The sequence below is a fragment of the Saccharibacillus brassicae genome, assembly GCF_006542275.1.
Classification (GTDB): domain Bacteria; phylum Bacillota; class Bacilli; order Paenibacillales; family Paenibacillaceae; genus Saccharibacillus; species Saccharibacillus brassicae.
The window spans coordinates 5,012,113-5,028,933 of the sequence record NZ_CP041217.1; the positions used below are offsets into that span (position 1 = coordinate 5,012,113).

Annotated in this window: 15 protein-coding genes; 12 read left to right on the forward strand and 3 right to left on the reverse strand. The window is 60.7% G+C overall.

Features of this window, described 5'->3' with window-relative positions; translation table 11 throughout:
* Positions 1 to 54 precede the first annotated feature (54 nt).
* The 8 genes from FFV09_RS20980 to FFV09_RS21015 all read left to right on the forward strand — a co-directional run bounded on the left by FFV09_RS20980 (position 55) and on the right by FFV09_RS21015 (position 11,074).
* Complete coding sequence (locus FFV09_RS20980) at positions 55 to 873, forward strand: class I SAM-dependent methyltransferase (RefSeq protein ID WP_141449648.1); 819 nt, start codon at positions 55 to 57, stop codon at positions 871 to 873.
* 65 nt (positions 874 to 938) lie between these two features.
* Complete coding sequence (locus FFV09_RS20985) at positions 939 to 2,792, forward strand: heparinase II/III domain-containing protein (RefSeq protein WP_141449649.1); 1,854 nt, start codon at positions 939 to 941, stop codon at positions 2,790 to 2,792.
* A gap of 168 nt (positions 2,793 to 2,960) precedes the next feature.
* Entirely contained in the window at positions 2,961 to 3,194 is a 234-nt protein-coding gene (gene hfq / locus FFV09_RS20990; protein WP_141449650.1) for an RNA chaperone Hfq, read from the forward strand.
* A 168-nt stretch (positions 3,195 to 3,362) separates the two neighbouring features.
* On the forward strand, positions 3,363 to 4,730 hold the full coding sequence (locus tag FFV09_RS20995; protein WP_141449651.1) for a dihydrolipoyl dehydrogenase family protein: 1,368 nt from the start codon (positions 3,363 to 3,365) through the stop codon (positions 4,728 to 4,730).
* 132 nt (positions 4,731 to 4,862) lie between these two features.
* Positions 4,863 to 5,645 carry a DeoR/GlpR family DNA-binding transcription regulator gene (locus FFV09_RS21000; protein WP_170315101.1) on the forward strand — a complete coding sequence of 261 codons (783 nt, stop codon included), beginning with the start codon at positions 4,863 to 4,865 and terminating at the stop codon, positions 5,643 to 5,645.
* 169 nt (positions 5,646 to 5,814) lie between these two features.
* The gene (locus FFV09_RS21005; protein ID WP_141449653.1) at positions 5,815 to 7,572 is read left to right on the forward strand and encodes a class I mannose-6-phosphate isomerase; all 1,758 of its coding nucleotides are present in this window, start codon (positions 5,815 to 5,817) and stop codon (positions 7,570 to 7,572) included.
* A 12-nt stretch (positions 7,573 to 7,584) separates the two neighbouring features.
* Positions 7,585 to 8,520 carry an ROK family protein gene (locus FFV09_RS21010; RefSeq protein ID WP_141449654.1) on the forward strand — a complete coding sequence of 312 codons (936 nt, stop codon included), beginning with the start codon at positions 7,585 to 7,587 and terminating at the stop codon, positions 8,518 to 8,520.
* Positions 8,521 to 8,620: 100 nt separating this feature from the next.
* Positions 8,621 to 11,074 (forward strand): glycoside hydrolase family 38 N-terminal domain-containing protein, encoded by a 2,454-nt coding sequence (locus FFV09_RS21015; protein WP_170315102.1) that lies wholly within the window; start codon positions 8,621 to 8,623, stop codon positions 11,072 to 11,074.
* 86 nt (positions 11,075 to 11,160) lie between these two features.
* Here FFV09_RS21015 and FFV09_RS21020 read toward each other — a convergent pair whose 3' ends face one another.
* Complete coding sequence (locus FFV09_RS21020; RefSeq protein WP_141449656.1) at positions 11,161 to 11,445, reverse strand: hypothetical protein; 285 nt, start codon at positions 11,443 to 11,445, stop codon at positions 11,161 to 11,163.
* Between the two features lie 308 nt (positions 11,446 to 11,753).
* Between FFV09_RS21020 and FFV09_RS21025 the strand changes: the two genes are divergently transcribed.
* Complete coding sequence (locus FFV09_RS21025) at positions 11,754 to 13,346, forward strand: acetate--CoA ligase (protein WP_141449657.1); 1,593 nt, start codon at positions 11,754 to 11,756, stop codon at positions 13,344 to 13,346.
* 199 nt (positions 13,347 to 13,545) lie between these two features.
* Here FFV09_RS21025 and FFV09_RS21030 read toward each other — a convergent pair whose 3' ends face one another.
* Complete coding sequence (locus tag FFV09_RS21030; RefSeq protein WP_141449658.1) at positions 13,546 to 14,235, reverse strand: Na-translocating system protein MpsC family protein; 690 nt, start codon at positions 14,233 to 14,235, stop codon at positions 13,546 to 13,548.
* 237 nt (positions 14,236 to 14,472) lie between these two features.
* Here FFV09_RS21030 and FFV09_RS21035 point away from each other — a divergent pair, with 237 nt between their 5' ends.
* Positions 14,473 to 15,390: a DMT family transporter gene (locus FFV09_RS21035; RefSeq protein ID WP_141449659.1), complete on the forward strand. Its 918-nt coding sequence runs from the start codon at positions 14,473 to 14,475 to the stop codon at positions 15,388 to 15,390.
* Here the strand turns inward: FFV09_RS21035 and FFV09_RS21040 are convergent.
* A complete protein-coding gene (locus FFV09_RS21040; protein ID WP_141449660.1) occupies positions 15,302 to 15,901 on the reverse strand; it encodes a GNAT family N-acetyltransferase in 600 nt (199 codons plus the stop codon). The genes FFV09_RS21035 and FFV09_RS21040 overlap by 89 nt on opposite strands.
* 117 nt (positions 15,902 to 16,018) lie before the next feature.
* Between FFV09_RS21040 and FFV09_RS21045 the strand changes: the two genes are divergently transcribed.
* Together FFV09_RS21045 and FFV09_RS21050 are read left to right on the forward strand one after the other, a co-directional pair.
* The gene (locus FFV09_RS21045; RefSeq protein ID WP_141449661.1) at positions 16,019 to 16,348 is read left to right on the forward strand and encodes a DUF3219 family protein; all 330 of its coding nucleotides are present in this window, start codon (positions 16,019 to 16,021) and stop codon (positions 16,346 to 16,348) included.
* Positions 16,345 to 16,812, forward strand: coding sequence for a DinB family protein (locus FFV09_RS21050; protein ID WP_141449662.1), 468 nt, complete (start codon positions 16,345 to 16,347; stop codon positions 16,810 to 16,812). Before FFV09_RS21045 ends, FFV09_RS21050 begins: the two co-directional genes overlap by 4 nt.
* The last annotated feature ends 9 nt before the right edge of the window (positions 16,813 to 16,821 follow it).

The window sequence follows — 16,821 nt, forward strand, 5'->3', positions numbered from 1 at the left end:
GCGATGACAGTGAGCCGGGCAGAAGCCCGATCCCAAGGAAACGGAGAGATAAGCATGACGAATCTGATCGATTACTACAGCGCTTTCGACGAATGGGGCCGGCTGGACCGGGAACCGATCGAATATATCGTGAACCTGCATCATCTATTGGCGCATCTGCCGCGGCAGGCCCGCGTGCTCGATAACGGGGCGGGTCCGGGCAAATATGCCGTGGCGCTTGCGAAAAAAGGCTTTCGGCTGACGCTGACGGATCTCACGCCGAGACTGGTGGAGACGGCGGAGATCAAAGCGCGCGAAGAAGGCGTGAGCGACCGCTTCGACGGCTTCCATGCGCGGGATGCGCGCGACCTGAACGGGCTCGGCGATGCCAGCTTCGACGCTTCGCTTATGCTCGGACCGCTGTATCATCTGCAGCGGGCGGAAGATCGCGACCTCGCCGTGCGCGAGCTGCGCCGCGTGACGCGGCCCGGCGGGCTCGTCTTCGTCGCGTTCATGCCGAGAACTTCGTTCCTGCGCAAATCGCTGGCGCAGCCCAGCGCGTGGCGGCCGAACGATACGGCGGCAGGCTTGAACCGGTTTATGGCTTCGGGCGCGTTCGACCATGCCGACGAAGGCCGCTTCACCGGCGCGTATTATTTCGACATTAACGAGATCGAACCGTTCATGGAGAGCCGCGGCTTCGAGAGTCTCAAGCTGGTCGCTTCGAGCAGCGTGGCCGGCAGTATGACGCCGGAGCAGTGGGACTACTGGCGGGAACGCGGCGAAGAAGAATACGCGGCGGTCGTCTCGCATCTGATCGACGTCTCGGACGACCGGCATATTCTTGGCTTGTCGCCGCATGTGCTGTATATCGGCCGCCGGAGCGAGAACTGAACGACAAAGCCCGCATGAAGCTGCACGCATGATCCGAGGCAGTCCACCCGACAAGGAGGAAGATCATGATCCCTTATCACCGTTTGAGAGAAGCGATCGTACAGGCGGAGCATCGCCCGGCAGCTCTGGCCGGCGCGGCGTTGACGCCGGAGAAGTTGGCGGAGATTCGCGCCTCGCGCCGCCTGGCGAATCTGCTGGGCGAAATCCGGGCCGAAGCGGACCGGGCGGTGCGCGAACCGCTGCCACCGCTGCCGTTTGACGACTTCCGATTGTTTCGCGAACAGGGTACCCGGCTCGAATACGAACGTCCGTATTTTCGCCGCCGGGCCCGGCTGCTGTCGCTGACGCTTGCGCTGCTGGTCGACGGGGACGACAAGTACATCGAGCCGCTGGAAAATACGGTATGGGACCTCTGCGGCGAATATGCCTGGGCGGTACCCGCGCATCTGCCGTATGCCGGGAGCGGGCCGGATGCCGAACTGCCGCCGGATACGGTCGTCGACCTGTTCGCCGCGGAGACGGCGCATGCGCTGGCCGAGATGCTGCTGCTGGTCGGCGACCGGCTGCATCCGTGGATCGCGCAGCGGGTACGGAGCGAGATCGAGCGCCGCGTCTTCGAACCGGTCTTTGCCGCGGAGCGCCCGTTGTTCTGGTTCGCCGCGGACCATAACTGGTCGGCGGTGTGCGCGGGCGCGGTCGGCATGGCGGCGATGCTGCTGGTCGAAGACCGGGAGCGGCTGGCTTGGATGCAGGCCCGCGTCTGCGATGCGATGGACAGCTTCCTGTCCGGCTACGGGGACGACGGCTGCTGCATGGAAGGCGCCGGCTATTGGACGTACGGCTTCGGCTATTACGTCTATTGGGCCGAGATGCTGCACGCGTATACCGGCGGCGCGGTAGATCTGCTCCAGGGCGGTAAAGTCCGCCAAATCGCCGGGTATGCCGGCCGCGTCGCGCTGACGCTGCCGGCCTGCGTCAATTACTCGGACTGCTCGCCGACGATGCAGCTGCACGCGGGCCTGATCGACCGGCTGCGCAGCCGGATCGGGGCGGAGACTCCGTATGCGGAGCTTCTGTCTCTGCATGACGACCACTGTTATCGTTGGCCGCATCAGGTCCGGACGCTGCTGTGGGCGGAAGAGGAGCCCGGCAGGCTTCCCGTTCCGTCCGCCGGCACGATTTGTTTTGCCGACGCCGGCTGGATCATCGACAAGCGCCGCACGCCGGCGGGCTTGTTCGCTTTTTCCGCCAAAGGGGGCCATAACGACGAGCCGCATAACCATAACGACCTCGGCCATTTCATCGTGCACGCCGCCGGCGAGACGCTGCTGACTGATCTGGGCCCCGGCGTCTATACGCAGAACTATTTCGGGCCGAACCGTTATGACGATCTGCATACGTCGTCGCTCGGGCATTCCGTGCCGGTGGTGAACGGCTGCGCCCAGAGCGGCGGCCGCGAGCGCCGTGCCGACATCGTCTGCAGCGAACAGGCAGGCGATCGGCTGCAGGTCGAGCTCGATCTGACGCAGGCGTACGGCGCAGAAGCCGGCTTGAACTCGCTGCGGCGGCAGTTTGTGTGGACATGCCGGGAAGGGCAGACGTCCGCAACGCTTGAAGTGCAAGATGAGTTCGAATTCGCCGCGGCCGGCGGGGAAGTGACGGAACATCTGATCAGCCTGCATCGTCCGCAGTTGGACTTCGGCTGCGTGAGTTGGCAGGGAGCCGCCGGGCGGGTCGAACTTCGGTACGACCCGGCCGTTTTCGAAGCGGCGCTGGAAGTTCTGGATAGCCAGGAGCATCTCGGCGCTCCGCAGACGGTCTACCGGACGGCGCTGCAGGCGCGTTCGCTTGCGCGGCGCTTCGTCGGCGCATGGACGCTGGAGGTCGGAAGTGCCGTCGCCGCGGACCATGAGGACTGAGCGGCCTGCGCACATCGTCCGGACAGACCGCCTGCCCGAAGCCTTTTTCGAAGCGGCGCACGCCGTTTTTTGAGCAGACATGACCTGAAATGGTATAATGACCGGGAGCCGTGTCGACGCACGTTCGATACGGATTCGATCCCAGGCACACAGAGAGAGGGATACAACATGTCCAACGGAACATCCGGAGAACCCAAATCGAGCTTCAATCAGGACGACCAGCTGCGGCAGCTGCTTGAGAGCGGCAAAGAATGCACGGTCATCACGACCAACGGCGTACGCGTGCAGGGCAAGATCGAAGCGTTCGACCGTTTCGTCATCGTCGTGCGCATGTCGGCAGGCAAGCAAAGCCTGATCTACAAGCATGCGGTTTCGACCGTCGTGGCCGAAAAAGTCAAATAAGATTGTTCGACAACGGACGGCCCGGGCGGGGCGGCGGCAGGATCGCGGCTCTGCCCGGGCCGTTTGGCCTGCACGCTTACAGAACGCGAGAGCGGAAGCCGGCGATTCGGGTAATGGGTTAACGAGACCAAGCGCAACCTACCTTATACCGAGAGCGGGGAACTTCCTATGAACCAAACATCCGACACCACTTTTGACCTGATCGTGCTTGGGACCGGCAGCGCCGGGCAAAACGTCGCAACGGCGTGCCGCGAGCAGGGCTGGAGCGTGGCGATCGTCGATCCGCGCCCGTTCGGCGGCACGTGTTCGCAGCGCGGCTGCGATCCGAAGCGCGTGCTGGCCGGCGCGGCCGAACTGATCGCGCGCAGCCGCCATTTCACGGGCAAAGGCATTCAAACCGAAAACGCCATCGACTGGGCCGACCTGATGGCGTTCAAAAATACGTTTACGCAAGGCATCCCGGAATCGACCGAAGAAAAGTTCGAACAAGCGGGCATCCGTTATTTTCACGGCACCGCTTCGTTTACCGATAAACGCACGATCTCGGTCGGCGAACATACGCTGACCGGCGGCAAGATTCTGATCGCGACCGGCGCCAGACCGGCGACGCTCGGATTCGACGGCGAAGAGCTGCTGCTCCACAGCGACGACTTCCTCGACCTGGAACGTCTGCCGAAGACGATCGCGTTTATCGGCGGCGGCTATATTTCGTTCGAGTTTGCGCATATCGCGGCCGAAGCCGGCGCGAAAGTGCATCTGATCCACAACAACGACAAGCCGCTCAAAAATTTCGATCCCGATCTCGTGCAGGCGCTGGTCGGTAAAATGGAAGAGATCGGTATCACGTTCCATCTGAACACGCAGACGGAGAAGCTGTCGCGCTCCGGCGACGGTTACGTGCTCGAAGGCAAGGAGGACGGCAAGCCGCTGCGCCTGGAATGCGAAGCGGTCGTGCACGGCGCCGGACGGATTCCGAACGTGGACGAACTGGATCTTGTGACGGGCGGCGTCGACTTTGACAAAAAAGGCGTGACCGTGGACGAGTATCTGCGCAGCGTCAGCAATCCGGACGTGTATGCGGCCGGCGACGTATCCGGTTCGCCGGGACTGTCGCTGACGCCGATAGCCGGACTCGAATCCCGCGCCGTCGCGGCCAATCTGCTCAAGACCGACAGCTCGAAGCCCGATTATACGGCGACGCCGTCGATCGCGTTCACCTATCCGATGCTCGCTTCGATCGGCATGAGCGAAGCGCAGGCCCAAGCCAGCGGCAAAGAGATCAAAGTCAATCTGCTCGACATGTCGGACTGGTACACGTACAAACGGGTCGGCGAGAAGCCGAGCATGGCGAAAGTCATTCTCGACAAGTCCGACGGCACGATCCTCGGCGCCCATATCCTGAACGGCGAAGCGGAACATCTGATCAACTATTTCGCAATCGCGATGCGCCAGGGAATGACGGCGGAGCAGCTGGGCGATACGCTGTTCGGTTATCCGACGGAAGGCAGCGACATGACGTATTTGTTGGAGCTGTAAGAGCAGCCGGAGATTTGCTTGAAAATTGGATGTTCGCTCCACATGAAGCGGTCCCTGCGGGCCGCTTTTTCCATGTTCGTTTGTGTTAGAATAAGAGAGTTAGGTTGTCAGAATAGGAAAAGAGGTGCGCATATGCTGCCATTGCAACGCAAGCAAGCTTTATTCGCTTATCTGGCCGACAAAGGCGCGGCTACGCTAAAAGAAATGAGCGTTCATTTTGGCGTCTCGGAAATGACGATCCGCCGGGATCTGAACGCGCTGGAACGCGAGAACCTGATTAACCGTTCGCACGGAGGCGCGGTCTATCGCACGCCGGCGGCGGAAGAAGGCCGGGACGAGCCGGCGCTCACGACCAAAGCGTCCAGCAACCGCGATACGAAGAATCGGTTGGCTGCTTATGCGGCGCAGCATTTCGTGCGCAGCGGCGGCACGATCGCGCTGGAGAACGGCACGACGGTGTCGCGTATGGCCGAACATCTGGAAGGGATGGACGAAGTGACGCTGCTGACCAACGGGATCGACACGCTGAATCTGTTTCGTCCCTACGCTTCGGAAAAGCGCACGATGATCAGCTGCGGAGGACTGTTCCGCGACAAGTCGGGTACGTTCGTCGGTCCGGAAGCGGAGCGGTTTTTCGCGCAGTACCATGCGGACGTTTTGTTTTTGTCCGCGCTCGGATATACGCATGAATCGGGCTTTACCGACCCCAACCTGCTTGATACGCAGGTGAAGAAAGCGATGATCCGCTCCGCCGGGCAGGTCGTCATGCTGCTCGATTCGTCCAAAGTCGGCCAACGCTTCCTGACGCAGGTCGCTGCGCTGGACGATATTGACGTATGGATTACCGACGAGGGGTTGGAAGAGGAAGAGCGGATGCGCATCAGGGAAGCGGGAATCGACCTGCACGTGGTCTGACGCGGGAACGGGTACCGAATCGCGCGAAAACGGGGCGTGGACAGGGCGGGGACAGGTAGAAAACAACCTTGCCCGATAAACGTCAAAAACTTTTTTGTTCGTTTGTGTTAATATGTGTTAACTTGTGATATATTGAAATCATCAAAAAGTAAGGGGTGATCTTATATCGATGTCAGCCGATTATGATCAAGAGCCTTTTGTCCCGATCCGCGGGCACGACGAAGAAGCTTGGGCAGGATATGCGGCGATCGGAGGGGAACTTGCGCGGGCCGTCGAACGGCTGGGCAGACCGAAGACCGTGATCGTGGTCGAAAGTTATCCCGGCGTTCGCCGGGCGGAGATCGTCGCCGGATTCAGGCAGGCACTGTCCGCGTTTTCGCTGGATGTGCGGGAAGCCGAAGACGCGGCGCTGCCGCCGTCCGGCGTGCAGCGCAGGATCGAACGGTATTTGACCGACGATCGCGTGTTCGGGTATCTGTCTTCGTTTCGGATCGACGAGTTCTATGAGGCAGACAAGTTGGAAGATTTGCGAGCTTCGATCGAAGCGTCGTCCGCGCAAATCGTGCTGGTGACCGGCTTCGGCGCTTCGCTCGCCGTCCGCGGCGATCTGCGGCTGTACGCCGATCTGACGCGCTGGGAGATCCAGCAGCGCCTGCGCAGCGGGGAGATCGGCGGCTGGCGGGAGACGCAGCGGGAAGACGATCCGCTCAAACGGTACAAACGCGGCTTTTTCTTCGAATGGCGCATGGCCGACCGGTTCAAGCGGGAGCATCTGAGAGCAGCCGATTATTATCTGGACACGAACGTCCGCGATGCTCCCGTCATGGTGACGGGCCGCGCGCTGTTCGCGGGCCTGGCCCAAGCGGCCGGACGTCCGTTTCGGCTCGTGCCTTATTTCGATCCCGGCGTATGGGGCGGGCAGTGGCTGCAGCGGCATATCGGGCTGCCCGGGCGCGACCATCCTTACGCGTGGGGATTCGACGGCGTGCCGGAAGAAAACAGCCTGTATTTTCGCTACGGCGCCGTACGCCTGGAACTGCCGGCGATCAACCTGGTCTTGTTCCGGTCGATCGAACTGCTCGGCGAGCCGGTCTATGCCCGCTTTGGAGCCGAATTCCCGATTCGCTTCGATTTTCTCGATACGATCGGGGGACAGAACCTGAGTCTTCAGGTGCATCCCGACACGGCCTACATTCGCGAACAGTTCGGCATGGCGTACACGCAGGACGAGAGCTATTACATTTTGGAAGCCGAGCCCGGAGCGGAAGTCTATCTCGGCCTGCGCGAGAATATTTCCGCCGACGGGATGATCGCCGATTTGCGGGCGGCGCAGGCCGGCGAAATTTCTTTTCCGGCCGAAGACTACGTTCAGACGTTTCCCGCGTCCGCGCATGACCACTTTCTGATTCCGGCCGGCACGGTGCACTGCTCCGCATCCGGGTGCATGGTGCTGGAGATCAGCGCCACGCCTTACATTTTCACGTTCAAACTGTGGGACTGGGATCGCGTCGGACTGGACGGCCGGCCCCGGCCGGTACATCTGGAACACGGCGAACAGGTCATTCGCTGGGACCGGACGACCGCCTGGACGGAAGCGGAATGCGTCAACCGCGTCGAAGAGATCGAACGCGGACCGGGCTGGACCGAAGAGCGGACCGGCCTGCACAAGCTGCAATTTATCGAGACCCGCCGGCATTGGTTTTCCGAGACGGTATCGCATGAACAAAATGGAAGCGTTCACATGTTGAATCTGGTCTCGGGTGAAGAAGCGACGGTAGAGAGCGTGGACGGCTCGTTCGAACCGTTCGTGGTTCGCTACGCCGAGACGTTTATCGTGCCGGCCGCGGTCGGCGGATACACGATCCGCCCGAGCGGGCCGAGCGCCGGGCGAACGATCGGCACGATCAAAGCCTATGTGCGCGTCTAGGAGGTGGCGAAGATGTCTTCTTCCCTGATCATCGCGTTCGATGTCGGAGGAACGCAGATCAAAGCGGCCGCCGTCGTCGACGGGGCAATCGTCGATGCGACGGTCGGGTATTACCCGGCCCGATCGGATCTGCCGGCCGGGGACTGGATCGCGCATGCCGCGAACCTGTTCGGCGAAGTGCTCGCCAAAGCCGGCACGGACGCCGCGGTCGACGGATTCGGCCTCGCTTTTCCCGGGCCGTTCGACTATGCGGCCGGCGTCAGCCGTATCCGCGGACTCGGCAAGTTCGAGCCGCTGTACGGCCTTCTGGTCGGCCGGCTGCTGCAGCTGGAGCTGCAGGCGAATGCTGCCGTCGCCCGCCGGCTGGCGCCGCATTTTCGAATCGCGTTCGAGAACGACGCGGCGCTGTTCGGGCTGGGCGAGTCCGCTCCCGGCGGAGCCGCGCACGGGGCGCGGCGGGCGATCTGCCTGACGATCGGCACGGGTCTCGGTTCCTGCTTTCTGGAACGCGGGCAGCCGGTCCGACACCGCGCGGACGTGCCGGGCGAAGGTTGGCTGTACGACGCGCCTTACGAAGGCGGCATCGCGGACGATTATATATCCCGCAGAGGCGTATTGGGTTTGGCGGCTGACATGGGCCCGGCTGCGGCGGGACTCGACGTGCGCGAACTGGCCGAACTCGCGGAGGCCGGAGACGCCGGCGCGCGGCGGGTGTTCGAACGGTTCGGACAGCGGCTGGCGCAGATTCTGCTGCCGCATGTGCTGCCGTTCCGGCCGGACGTGATCGTGCTCGGCGGGCAAATCTCCCGCAGCGCCCCTCTATTCGTCCCGTCTCTGGCGAATGGTCTTCGGCCGGATTGCCCGGAGATCCGTATTCGCGTCAGCCGCAGCACGCTCGCCGGCACGCTGCGCGGGATTCACGCTTGGATGACCAGCCGGCAGGACTGACACACGGACATGAAGGACCTACGAACATGAATGAGCCAGCGGCATGACGGACAACGAAGCCGCGCAAGCGGCGTACCGGATCTCAATGGAGGCGACAATCATGCAAAAAACAGCGAAAAAGTGGAAAATCTACGTGGTACATCATTCCCATACCGATATCGGCTATACGGAGCGGCAGGAGAAAATCGAGCAGTACCAGGTAGACTTTATCCGTCAGGCCGTGGCGATTTGCGAAGCGGCCCGCAGCGGCGAGCATCCCGAATGGGCCGGGTTCAAATGGACGTGCGAAACGTTCTGGGCCGTCGAGAAGTTTCTGGAAGAGGCCGAAGAGGACGAGAAGGAGCGGTTCGTCGACACGCTGCGCCGGGGCGAGATCGAGCTGTCCGGCACGTATTTGAACATGACGGAACTGATCGGGTACGAGCTGCTGAGCGAGATGGTGTCGAGAGCGGGCCGGTTCGCGAAGCCGCTGGGGCTTACCGTGCGTTCGGCGATCACGGCGGATATCAACGGGTACAGCTGGGGCTACGCGCAGGCTTTGGCGGATGCCGGGATCGAGCATCTGCTGAGCAGCATCCATACCCACCACGGCATGTTCGCGATCGGCCGCAAACAGTTTCCTTTTTACTGGGAGACGCCCGGCGGCAGCCGCATCCTCGTCTGGAGCGGGGAGCACTACATGATGGGCAACGATCTGGGGCTCAATCCCGACGGCATGCTGTCCTACTCCGTCCGCGACGAGACGGCGATCTGGGGCATCTCCGAAGATCATTGGCACGTCGCGGAGACCCGAATCGGCCGGTATGTGGAGCAGCTTGAGCAGGAAGGGTATCCGTACGATTTCGCGCTCGTCAACGTGATGGGACTGCTGCGGGACAACGCGGCACCGAACGGACGTATCATGAGCTTTATCCGCGAGTGGAACGCCAAGCACGGCGATACGGTCGAAGTCGAGATGACTACGCTGGACCGTTATTTCGATCTGCTCAAGCAGCAGGACGTCGAGATTCCCGTACATAAGGGAGACTGGCCCGACTGGTGGTCGGACGGCGTCGCTTCGACCGCGATGCATACCCAGATTTTCCGCAATGCGCAGCGCACGCTGTCGCTCGTCAAACGGCTCGATCCGCAGCGGGAACTCGTCGACGCGGACGAACTTCGGGAAGCGGAGCAGCAGCTGATCCTGTACGCCGAGCATACGTGGGGCTATCATTCTTCGATCTCCGAACCGTGGCATCCGCTGGTTCAGGAACTGGCCGTCCGCAAAGAAGCGTACGCCGCCGGAGCGAGCCGCCTCGCCCATCGCTGCCTGGACCGGGTCACGAGAGATCGCGGGGACGTGCTGCTGCGGGCGAATCGCGCTTTTACGTACAAGGTGATCAATTCGTTCGCTTATCCGGTCGAAGATTTGGCGTTTATGTATCTGGAAGAGCAGTGGGAAGCGGACTATTTCCGGCACGGCCTGGAAGTGGTGGACGAAGAGACCGGAGCCGCCGTGCCCCATCAGCAGGAGCGGGTAAGCCGGGGCTACCAGATCGCGATCATGGCCGAACTTGAAGCAGGCAGGGAAAAAAGATATTCGATCCGCAGCGTGCGGCAGCAGGCGGAGGGCAGCGGCGGCAGCAGTACCCGGTTGGTCGGCGCCGACCGCGTGCACGATATCCGCGACCTGATCGCGCCGGCGCAGGGCGAAGAAGCGCAGCGGATCGTCGTCACGGAGAACGGAATCGAATCGCCGCATGTACGGATCGCCTGGATCGCGGGCGCGGGCATCCAGTCGTGGATCGACAAGCGGACAGGGCGGGAGATGATCGATGCCAAGCAGGCGCACGGCGCTTTTACCCCCGTGTACGAAGTGACCGAGAGCGAGCGCGGCGATCAGATGACCGTCCGCAGAATCATGGGCCGCAACCGCAAAGGGATGAATGTGCAGCGCTTCGCGGGCCGTCTGACCGGCGTCAAGGAGATCGCGAACGGGCCTCTCTATACGACCGTGCAGCTGACCTACGCCGTGGAAGGCATGAGCCATTACTCGCTGTTCCTTCAAGTGTATGCCGGACTTCCGCGCGTGGACGTATCGGTGCGCCTGCACAAAAACAGCGTCTGGGAACCGGAAAACGTCTACGTGTCCCTGCCGTTCGCCGGCGAAGGCAGCGGGCAGCTCTGGCTTGAAAAAGCCGGCGCGGCCGTACGGCCGGGCATCGACCAGATTCCGGGTACGCTGACCGACTTCTACTGTATTCAGGACGGTCTGGCATTCACCGGTCCAAGCGGCGGACTTGCGCTGTCGACGCCGGATACGCCGCTGATCCAGACCGGGCCACTGGCTTTCGGCGAACGCAAAGTGCACGGACAGCAAGGCGACGCCGATACTTCGTCGCTGTACGCGTGGGTGCTGACGAATTATTGGGAAACGAATTTTAAAGCGACGCTCGGCGGATTTTACGAGTTTCGCTATAGACTCCAGTGGAGCGAAGATTTCGACGCGGCCGAGCCGGCTTTCCGCGTGAATCGCAGCACCAGTGCGGGAACGGTAACGTTCCGCAGTCTCTAACGCACAGATCGACGAAGCGCAGGAAGGGCGAATCTCCGGGAGGAGCCCTTGTCTGCGCTTTTGCCGATAAAAAAGCACCCCGGCATTCACCGGAGTGCAAGTTCCTTGTTCGGAACGAAGGGATAAGTCTGCCAGGGAATCGACGCCGGGCCGAGCGCCGAGAGAGACGCGAGGCAGTCCGCGTCTCCGCAATATTTGGGAACGCCGTCCGCATTCTGGGACATCAGGACGATCGGCAGGCCCGGGAAGTAGGGAGCGTATTTCGCCGCCGCTTCCTCGCATGCGCCGGAATAACCCAGCACGTGCGGCTTGACCGCCACCGCCGCAAATCTCAGGCCCTGCCGTTCAATAATCGCACCGTCAAAACTCATGTTGTTCGCCTCCATGGAATTTAGGTTTACTTCTTCATTAAAGCAGATTTCGCTGAAAATTTAGTGAATTAAATCACAAAATAGACTGGAATTTGCAAACGTTTTAGCATGAATTCGCGTATCTGCCGCTGCTGCGAAGTCGGCGCGCCGTTCATGAAGAAAAGATGAGGAGGCTTAACACCTGGTCCTAAACCATGCTATACTAATAGCCACCTGATCTTAGTACCGGGGCGATCGTGACAGACAAGGCGTGCGGGTCGGGCGCGTCGAAGCGTCGAATAAAGGATGAACAAAAGGAGAAATGTCGGATGAAATACAGTCAATGGGCAGCACCGGAGAGATACAACCTGACCTCCGAGATGGAGCATTACGCTCCCGATAAAATCGCGCTCAAATGGCTCGGCGAAGCCGGCGAGCAGGCGGAGATCACATACGGCGACCTGCTGAAGCAGGCCAACCGGCTCGCGGGCGGGCTGTCGAAGCTTGGTCTGCAAAAAGGCGACAAAGTGCTGGTGACGGTGCCGCGGCGCATCGTGGCGTACGTCATCTACATGGCCTGCCTGAAGCTCGGGCTGGTCATCATTCCGTCGTCGGAAATGCTGCGGTCCAAAGACCTGTCGTACCGCCTGCTTCATTCCGAAGCGCGCGCCGTCATCTCCTGGCCGTCGGTGACGGCCGAAGTGGACCGGATCGAAGAAGCGCTGCCGGCGCTCGACCATCGCATTCTCGTGACCGAAGCCGGCGATTCCGCCGAAGCGGACGGCTGGCTGAACCTGAACGCGCTGATGCAGAATCAGCCGGATACGTTCGAAGCGGCGGACACGTCCCGCGACGATATGGCGATTCTCGCCTACACGTCCGGCACGACGGGCAACCCCAAAGGCGTCGTGCATACGCACGGCTGGGCGTACGCGCATCTGCGCATCACGTCTTCCTGGCTCGATATTCGCGAGGAAGACACCGTCTGGGCGACGGCGGCGCCGGGCTGGCAGAAATGGATCTGGAGCCCGTTCCTGTCGGTGCTCGGCAGCGGCGCGACCGGCTTCGTCTACAGCGGCGCGTTCGAGCCGAAGCGTTATCTGCATCTGCTGCAGGATTACAAGATCGGCGTGCTCTGCTGCACGCCGACGGAATACCGCCTGATGGTCAAATCGCACGGCTTGAGCGAATACGACCTGACGGCGCTGCGCAGCGCGGTCTCGGCGGGCGAGCCGCTGAACCAGGAAGTCATTCATGCGTTCCAGCAGCATCATGACCTGACGATCCGCGACGGTTACGGCCAGACCGAGAGCACGCTGCTGATCGGCAACCTGGTCGGTTCGCCGGTGCGCCTCGGCGCCATGGGCAAGTCGATGGCGGACGGCCTGGCACTCGTCGTCGACGACGAAGGCGTGCCGGTGCCGCCGGGCGAAGTCGGCAATATCGCCGTGCACAGCGAACTGCCGGCGCTGTTCCGCGAATATTTCAAAGATCCCGAACGCAAAGGGCAGTCGATGCGCGGCGAATATTTCATTACCGGCGACCGCGCCAGCCTGGATGAAGAAGGCTACTTCTGGTTCGAAGGCCGCGGCGACGATATCATCATCAGCTCCGGCTATACGATCGGGCCGTTCGAAGTCGAAGAAGCGCTCATGAAGCATCCGGCCGTCAAGGAATGCGCGGCGGTCGCAAGTCCGGACGAGATCCGCGGCAGCATCGTCAAAGCGTTCGTCGTGCTGCGCGACGACGTCGAAGGGACGCACGAACTGGTCAAGGAACTGCAGGCGCGCGTCAAGGAATGGACCGCTCCGTACAAGTATCCGCGCAAGATCGAGTTCGTGACCGATCTGCCGAAGACCGCTTCCGGCAAGATCCGCCGCATCGAACTGCGCGAGCAGGAGAAGCGCTGCGTCTCCAAGTAAGCGTCAAATAATCGTCAAATAAGCGTCCGCAGCCCGGTCCCGGGCAGGCGCCGCTTGTCTATATGATCGTTTCGTATCGTTCTTACCGATTCGTATGAATCCATAGCCTATCAAAAAGCCGATCCCGCTTTGTCTGTCGACAGCGGGATCGGCTTTTGAGTGTTCGGCGGGTCGGTCCGCCCAAGACCTGCCCGGCGGATCAGTCTTCGAATACGTACACGAGCAGGCTTTTGTTAAGTTCGAACGACCAGTCGACGTAGAAGTCTTTGATTTTGCGCTTCAGTATCTTCTCGATACGGGGCGCTTCCAGATCAATGACTTCTTTTTCCAGATTCCGCTTAACCTTTCTCAGAATCTCGCTGGCGCCCTGGTCGACGAACGCTTTTTCGATTTTGATCAGGATGCCTTCCCGAACGATGACGAGAATATGGTCGGCCGCCCAATAGGAGTAGGTCTCGTCCGGCATTTTCTGGATCTCGTACGTGACTTTGCCGATGATCTCGTGCACCTCGCTTTTGCCCGAATAATAATCTTCCTGCTCGTGATAGGCCTGTTCTTCAGGAAGGCCGACGAGCATGCCGGAGAGATCGCGGTCCGACCAGTCGTAATAGAAAGTGCCGATCCGAAAACCGGTCGCGGTCCCGATCGTACCGGCAAGTTCGGGCAAAATATGTTCAACCATCAGTTCCTGCACGGAACGAAGCGCGTCGGGGTCCTGCAGCCGGATCAGGTTCTGCATCTCGTCGCCCATGAAACCTTCCAGATGGACGATCAAGGAACGCTCGTCTACGTAAACGTCCATGCGACCCGGGGCTTGATTGAAACGCTGCGCAAGCAGCTCGTCGAGCAGGGTTTTGATTTTGGATTTTGCTACGTGTTTTTCAGGCATGCGGTCACTCCCTGTCTCAAATATCTGGGCTCGCCCAATCGCTACAAAAGGGACTTAACCGGGGATTTAATGCTTGACTCAGAAGACGAATCGCGCAGCACCCGGACGGGCCTGCCCCGATCGACGTTCGCATGGTCGCAAAATGTTTTTTTTCGCGAAGATTGCTGATATGATTAAATCCGGCCTGCCCCGGCGGGCACAACTAGAGAAAAGCATTGGGGAGACAAAAGCACTATCATGAAAAAATCTATCGCAATTCCGTTGACCGTCTCCATCATCGCCGTCTCGTTCTCGGCGATCTTCGTCAAATGGTCGGACGCGCCGTCCTCGATCCTAAGCATGTACCGGATGTGGTTCGCGTGCTTCCTCATGCTGCCGATCGTCTGGATCAAGCGCGAGGAGTTCAAGCGGATCGGCCGCAGGGAAGCCCGGCTGCTGGTCTTCTCCGGGCTGTTTCTGGCGCTGCACTTCGCGCTGTGGTTCGAATCGCTGAAGTTGACGACGGTGGCAAGTTCCACCATCATCTTGGCGCTGCAGCCGCTCGTGTCGCTCGCCGTCGGTTTCGCTTTGTTCCGGGAACGGACGACGCGGGCGTCGATCGTCGCGCTGGTCGTGGCTACCTTCGGGGTCATGCTTATCGGCTGGGGCGATTTCGGGCTGAGCGCGCAGGCGATCCGCGGCGACCTGTTGTCGTTTCTGTGCGTGATCGCGGTCGTCGGGTATTTGTTCATCGGGCAAAACGCGGTCAAAAAAGTGTCGCACTGGATCTACAGCTTCTGCGTATTCCTGTCGGCCGCCGTGTTCCTGACGCTGTACAATCTCGCGACCGTGCAGCCCTTTTTCGATTATCCGGCGCGGGAATGGGGCGTGTTCGTCCTGCTTGCTATCGTGCCGACGCTCGCGCATATCATCAACAACTGGCTGCTGAACTACGTCAACGCCACGACGATCTCCATGAGCATTCTCGGCGAGCCGGTCGGCGCTTCGCTGCTTGCGGTATGGCTGCTCGGCGAGCATATGACGTGGATTCAGATCGGGGGCGGCATCCTCGTGCTTGCGGGCATGTCTATGTTCTTGATCCGTCAGTCGTCGGGCGTGCGTCCGGCTTCGGCCGAATCTTCGGACGTCCCAGCAGGGAAAGCGGGAACCCTATGAAGCGGCGGTAAAGGCGCAGAAATTCCTGTTCGTCGAACGATCCGCCCTGAATAAGCGCTTCGTACAGCACGCCGAATTCCCGGATCAGGTAACCGGAACCGGCGTAGCCGCAGCGCACGTAGAAATCGCGCCGGCGCAGCCGTTCCGCGGCATTGGGCGCTGCCGGATCGGGCGCTTCGATATTGAGCAGGATGCGGCTGCCCGGATACGTCCGGCGGATCTGCTCCAGCACCCGGCTGCCGTAGCCCTGCGAGCGGTGCACGGGGGCGATCGCCAGATACATGAGGAAGATCAGGCTGCCGCGCCGCGCCAGGTAAGTGAAGCCGACGAAGACGCGCCCGCCCGATTGTTCGTCGTAATAAGCGGTGAATTCGACGTCGGGCCGGCGCGCCCTGCGGTACAGGATCGACAGCGGGGCTCTTTCATTTGCGGGAAAAGCTTCTTCGTACAGCGTCTTGACGGCCGCGGATAACGGCGACCGCGGCGTCAGGGCTTCCGTAATCAGGTTCATACGATTCTCCTTTTGCGTCCGAGGCGCAAATCCATTATAGTAAAACTGCTTTCGATCACTGCTTTCGATCACTGCTTTCGATCACTGCTTTGCATCCATTATAAAGGAGGCCGTGCCATGAACACCAATCCCGCAGACGGGCAAACTGCCGGCACCCCGGCATGGATCGACGACCGCCTGCTTCACGTCTTCAATCTGCGCGAATTCGCGGTCGAAATTTCGGGCGAACAACGGCGCGCGGTCGCTTTCGATTTCAAAGTGACACACGCCGAATATCATGACGTCGCCACGCTGCTGTACAAAGGCAAGTTCCGTGTACGCATTCCCGCCCTCGGTTTCGAGCGGGACGCGGACATTCACAATTATTCGACGTCGCTGGACAATCTGTACGAAAAAGACGCGATCGGCGATTACCATCTGGAATTGGTCGAAGGAGGACATTCATGACTAACCGCGACACGATAGGCATTCAACTGCGGGCCTGCCGCAACGAAAACGGATGGTTCACGTCCATGGCCGCCGCGGTCAAAGGACTGACGCAGAAACAGGCCGATTGGAAAAGCAACGAAGAAATGAATAGCGTGCACGAAATCGTGCGGCATCTGGATTTTTACAACCATCGTTATCTCAAAAGGTTTCAGGGGGAAGAAGTGCCGGAATTCGCGGGAGACAACGACGATACGTTTGATCCGGAGCCGAACGTGGAAGGTACCTGGCAGGAAGCGCTCGCCGCTTACGACGCCACGTTAAGCGAGTGGATCGACGGGATCGAGCAGGCCGACGACGACAAGTTCGGCAAATGGGCAAGCGATCTGTCCCACCTGACGATCCATAACGCGTACCATATCGGCCAAATCGTGTTTATTCGCAAGCAGCAGGGTTCGTGGGATAAAAAGTACGGCGTCAGTTGAAAGTACGGC

Bases quoted from the DNA above. Each gene is read 5' to 3' on its own strand.
- FFV09_RS21000 (WP_170315101.1), top strand. From the start codon at position 4,863: ATGCTGCCATTGCAACGCAAGCAAGCTTTATTCGCTTATCTGGCCGAC.
- FFV09_RS21050 (WP_141449662.1), top strand. From the start codon at position 16,345: ATGACTAACCGCGACACGATAGGCATTCAACTGCGGGCCTGCCGCAAC.
- FFV09_RS21005 (WP_141449653.1), top strand. From the start codon at position 5,815: ATGTCAGCCGATTATGATCAAGAGCCTTTTGTCCCGATCCGCGGGCAC.
- FFV09_RS21040 (WP_141449660.1), bottom strand. From the start codon at position 15,901: ATGAACCTGATTACGGAAGCCCTGACGCCGCGGTCGCCGTTATCCGCG.
- FFV09_RS20995 (WP_141449651.1), top strand. From the start codon at position 3,363: ATGAACCAAACATCCGACACCACTTTTGACCTGATCGTGCTTGGGACC.
- FFV09_RS21045 (WP_141449661.1), top strand. From the start codon at position 16,019: ATGAACACCAATCCCGCAGACGGGCAAACTGCCGGCACCCCGGCATGG.
- FFV09_RS21020 (WP_141449656.1), bottom strand. From the start codon at position 11,445: ATGAGTTTTGACGGTGCGATTATTGAACGGCAGGGCCTGAGATTTGCG.
- FFV09_RS20985 (WP_141449649.1), top strand. From the start codon at position 939: ATGATCCCTTATCACCGTTTGAGAGAAGCGATCGTACAGGCGGAGCAT.
- FFV09_RS21035 (WP_141449659.1), top strand. From the start codon at position 14,473: ATGAAAAAATCTATCGCAATTCCGTTGACCGTCTCCATCATCGCCGTC.
- FFV09_RS20980 (WP_141449648.1), top strand. From the start codon at position 55: ATGACGAATCTGATCGATTACTACAGCGCTTTCGACGAATGGGGCCGG.
- FFV09_RS21015 (WP_170315102.1), top strand. From the start codon at position 8,621: ATGCAAAAAACAGCGAAAAAGTGGAAAATCTACGTGGTACATCATTCC.
- FFV09_RS21010 (WP_141449654.1), top strand. From the start codon at position 7,585: ATGTCTTCTTCCCTGATCATCGCGTTCGATGTCGGAGGAACGCAGATC.
- hfq (WP_141449650.1), top strand. From the start codon at position 2,961: ATGTCCAACGGAACATCCGGAGAACCCAAATCGAGCTTCAATCAGGAC.
- FFV09_RS21030 (WP_141449658.1), bottom strand. From the start codon at position 14,235: ATGCCTGAAAAACACGTAGCAAAATCCAAAATCAAAACCCTGCTCGAC.
- FFV09_RS21025 (WP_141449657.1), top strand. From the start codon at position 11,754: ATGAAATACAGTCAATGGGCAGCACCGGAGAGATACAACCTGACCTCC.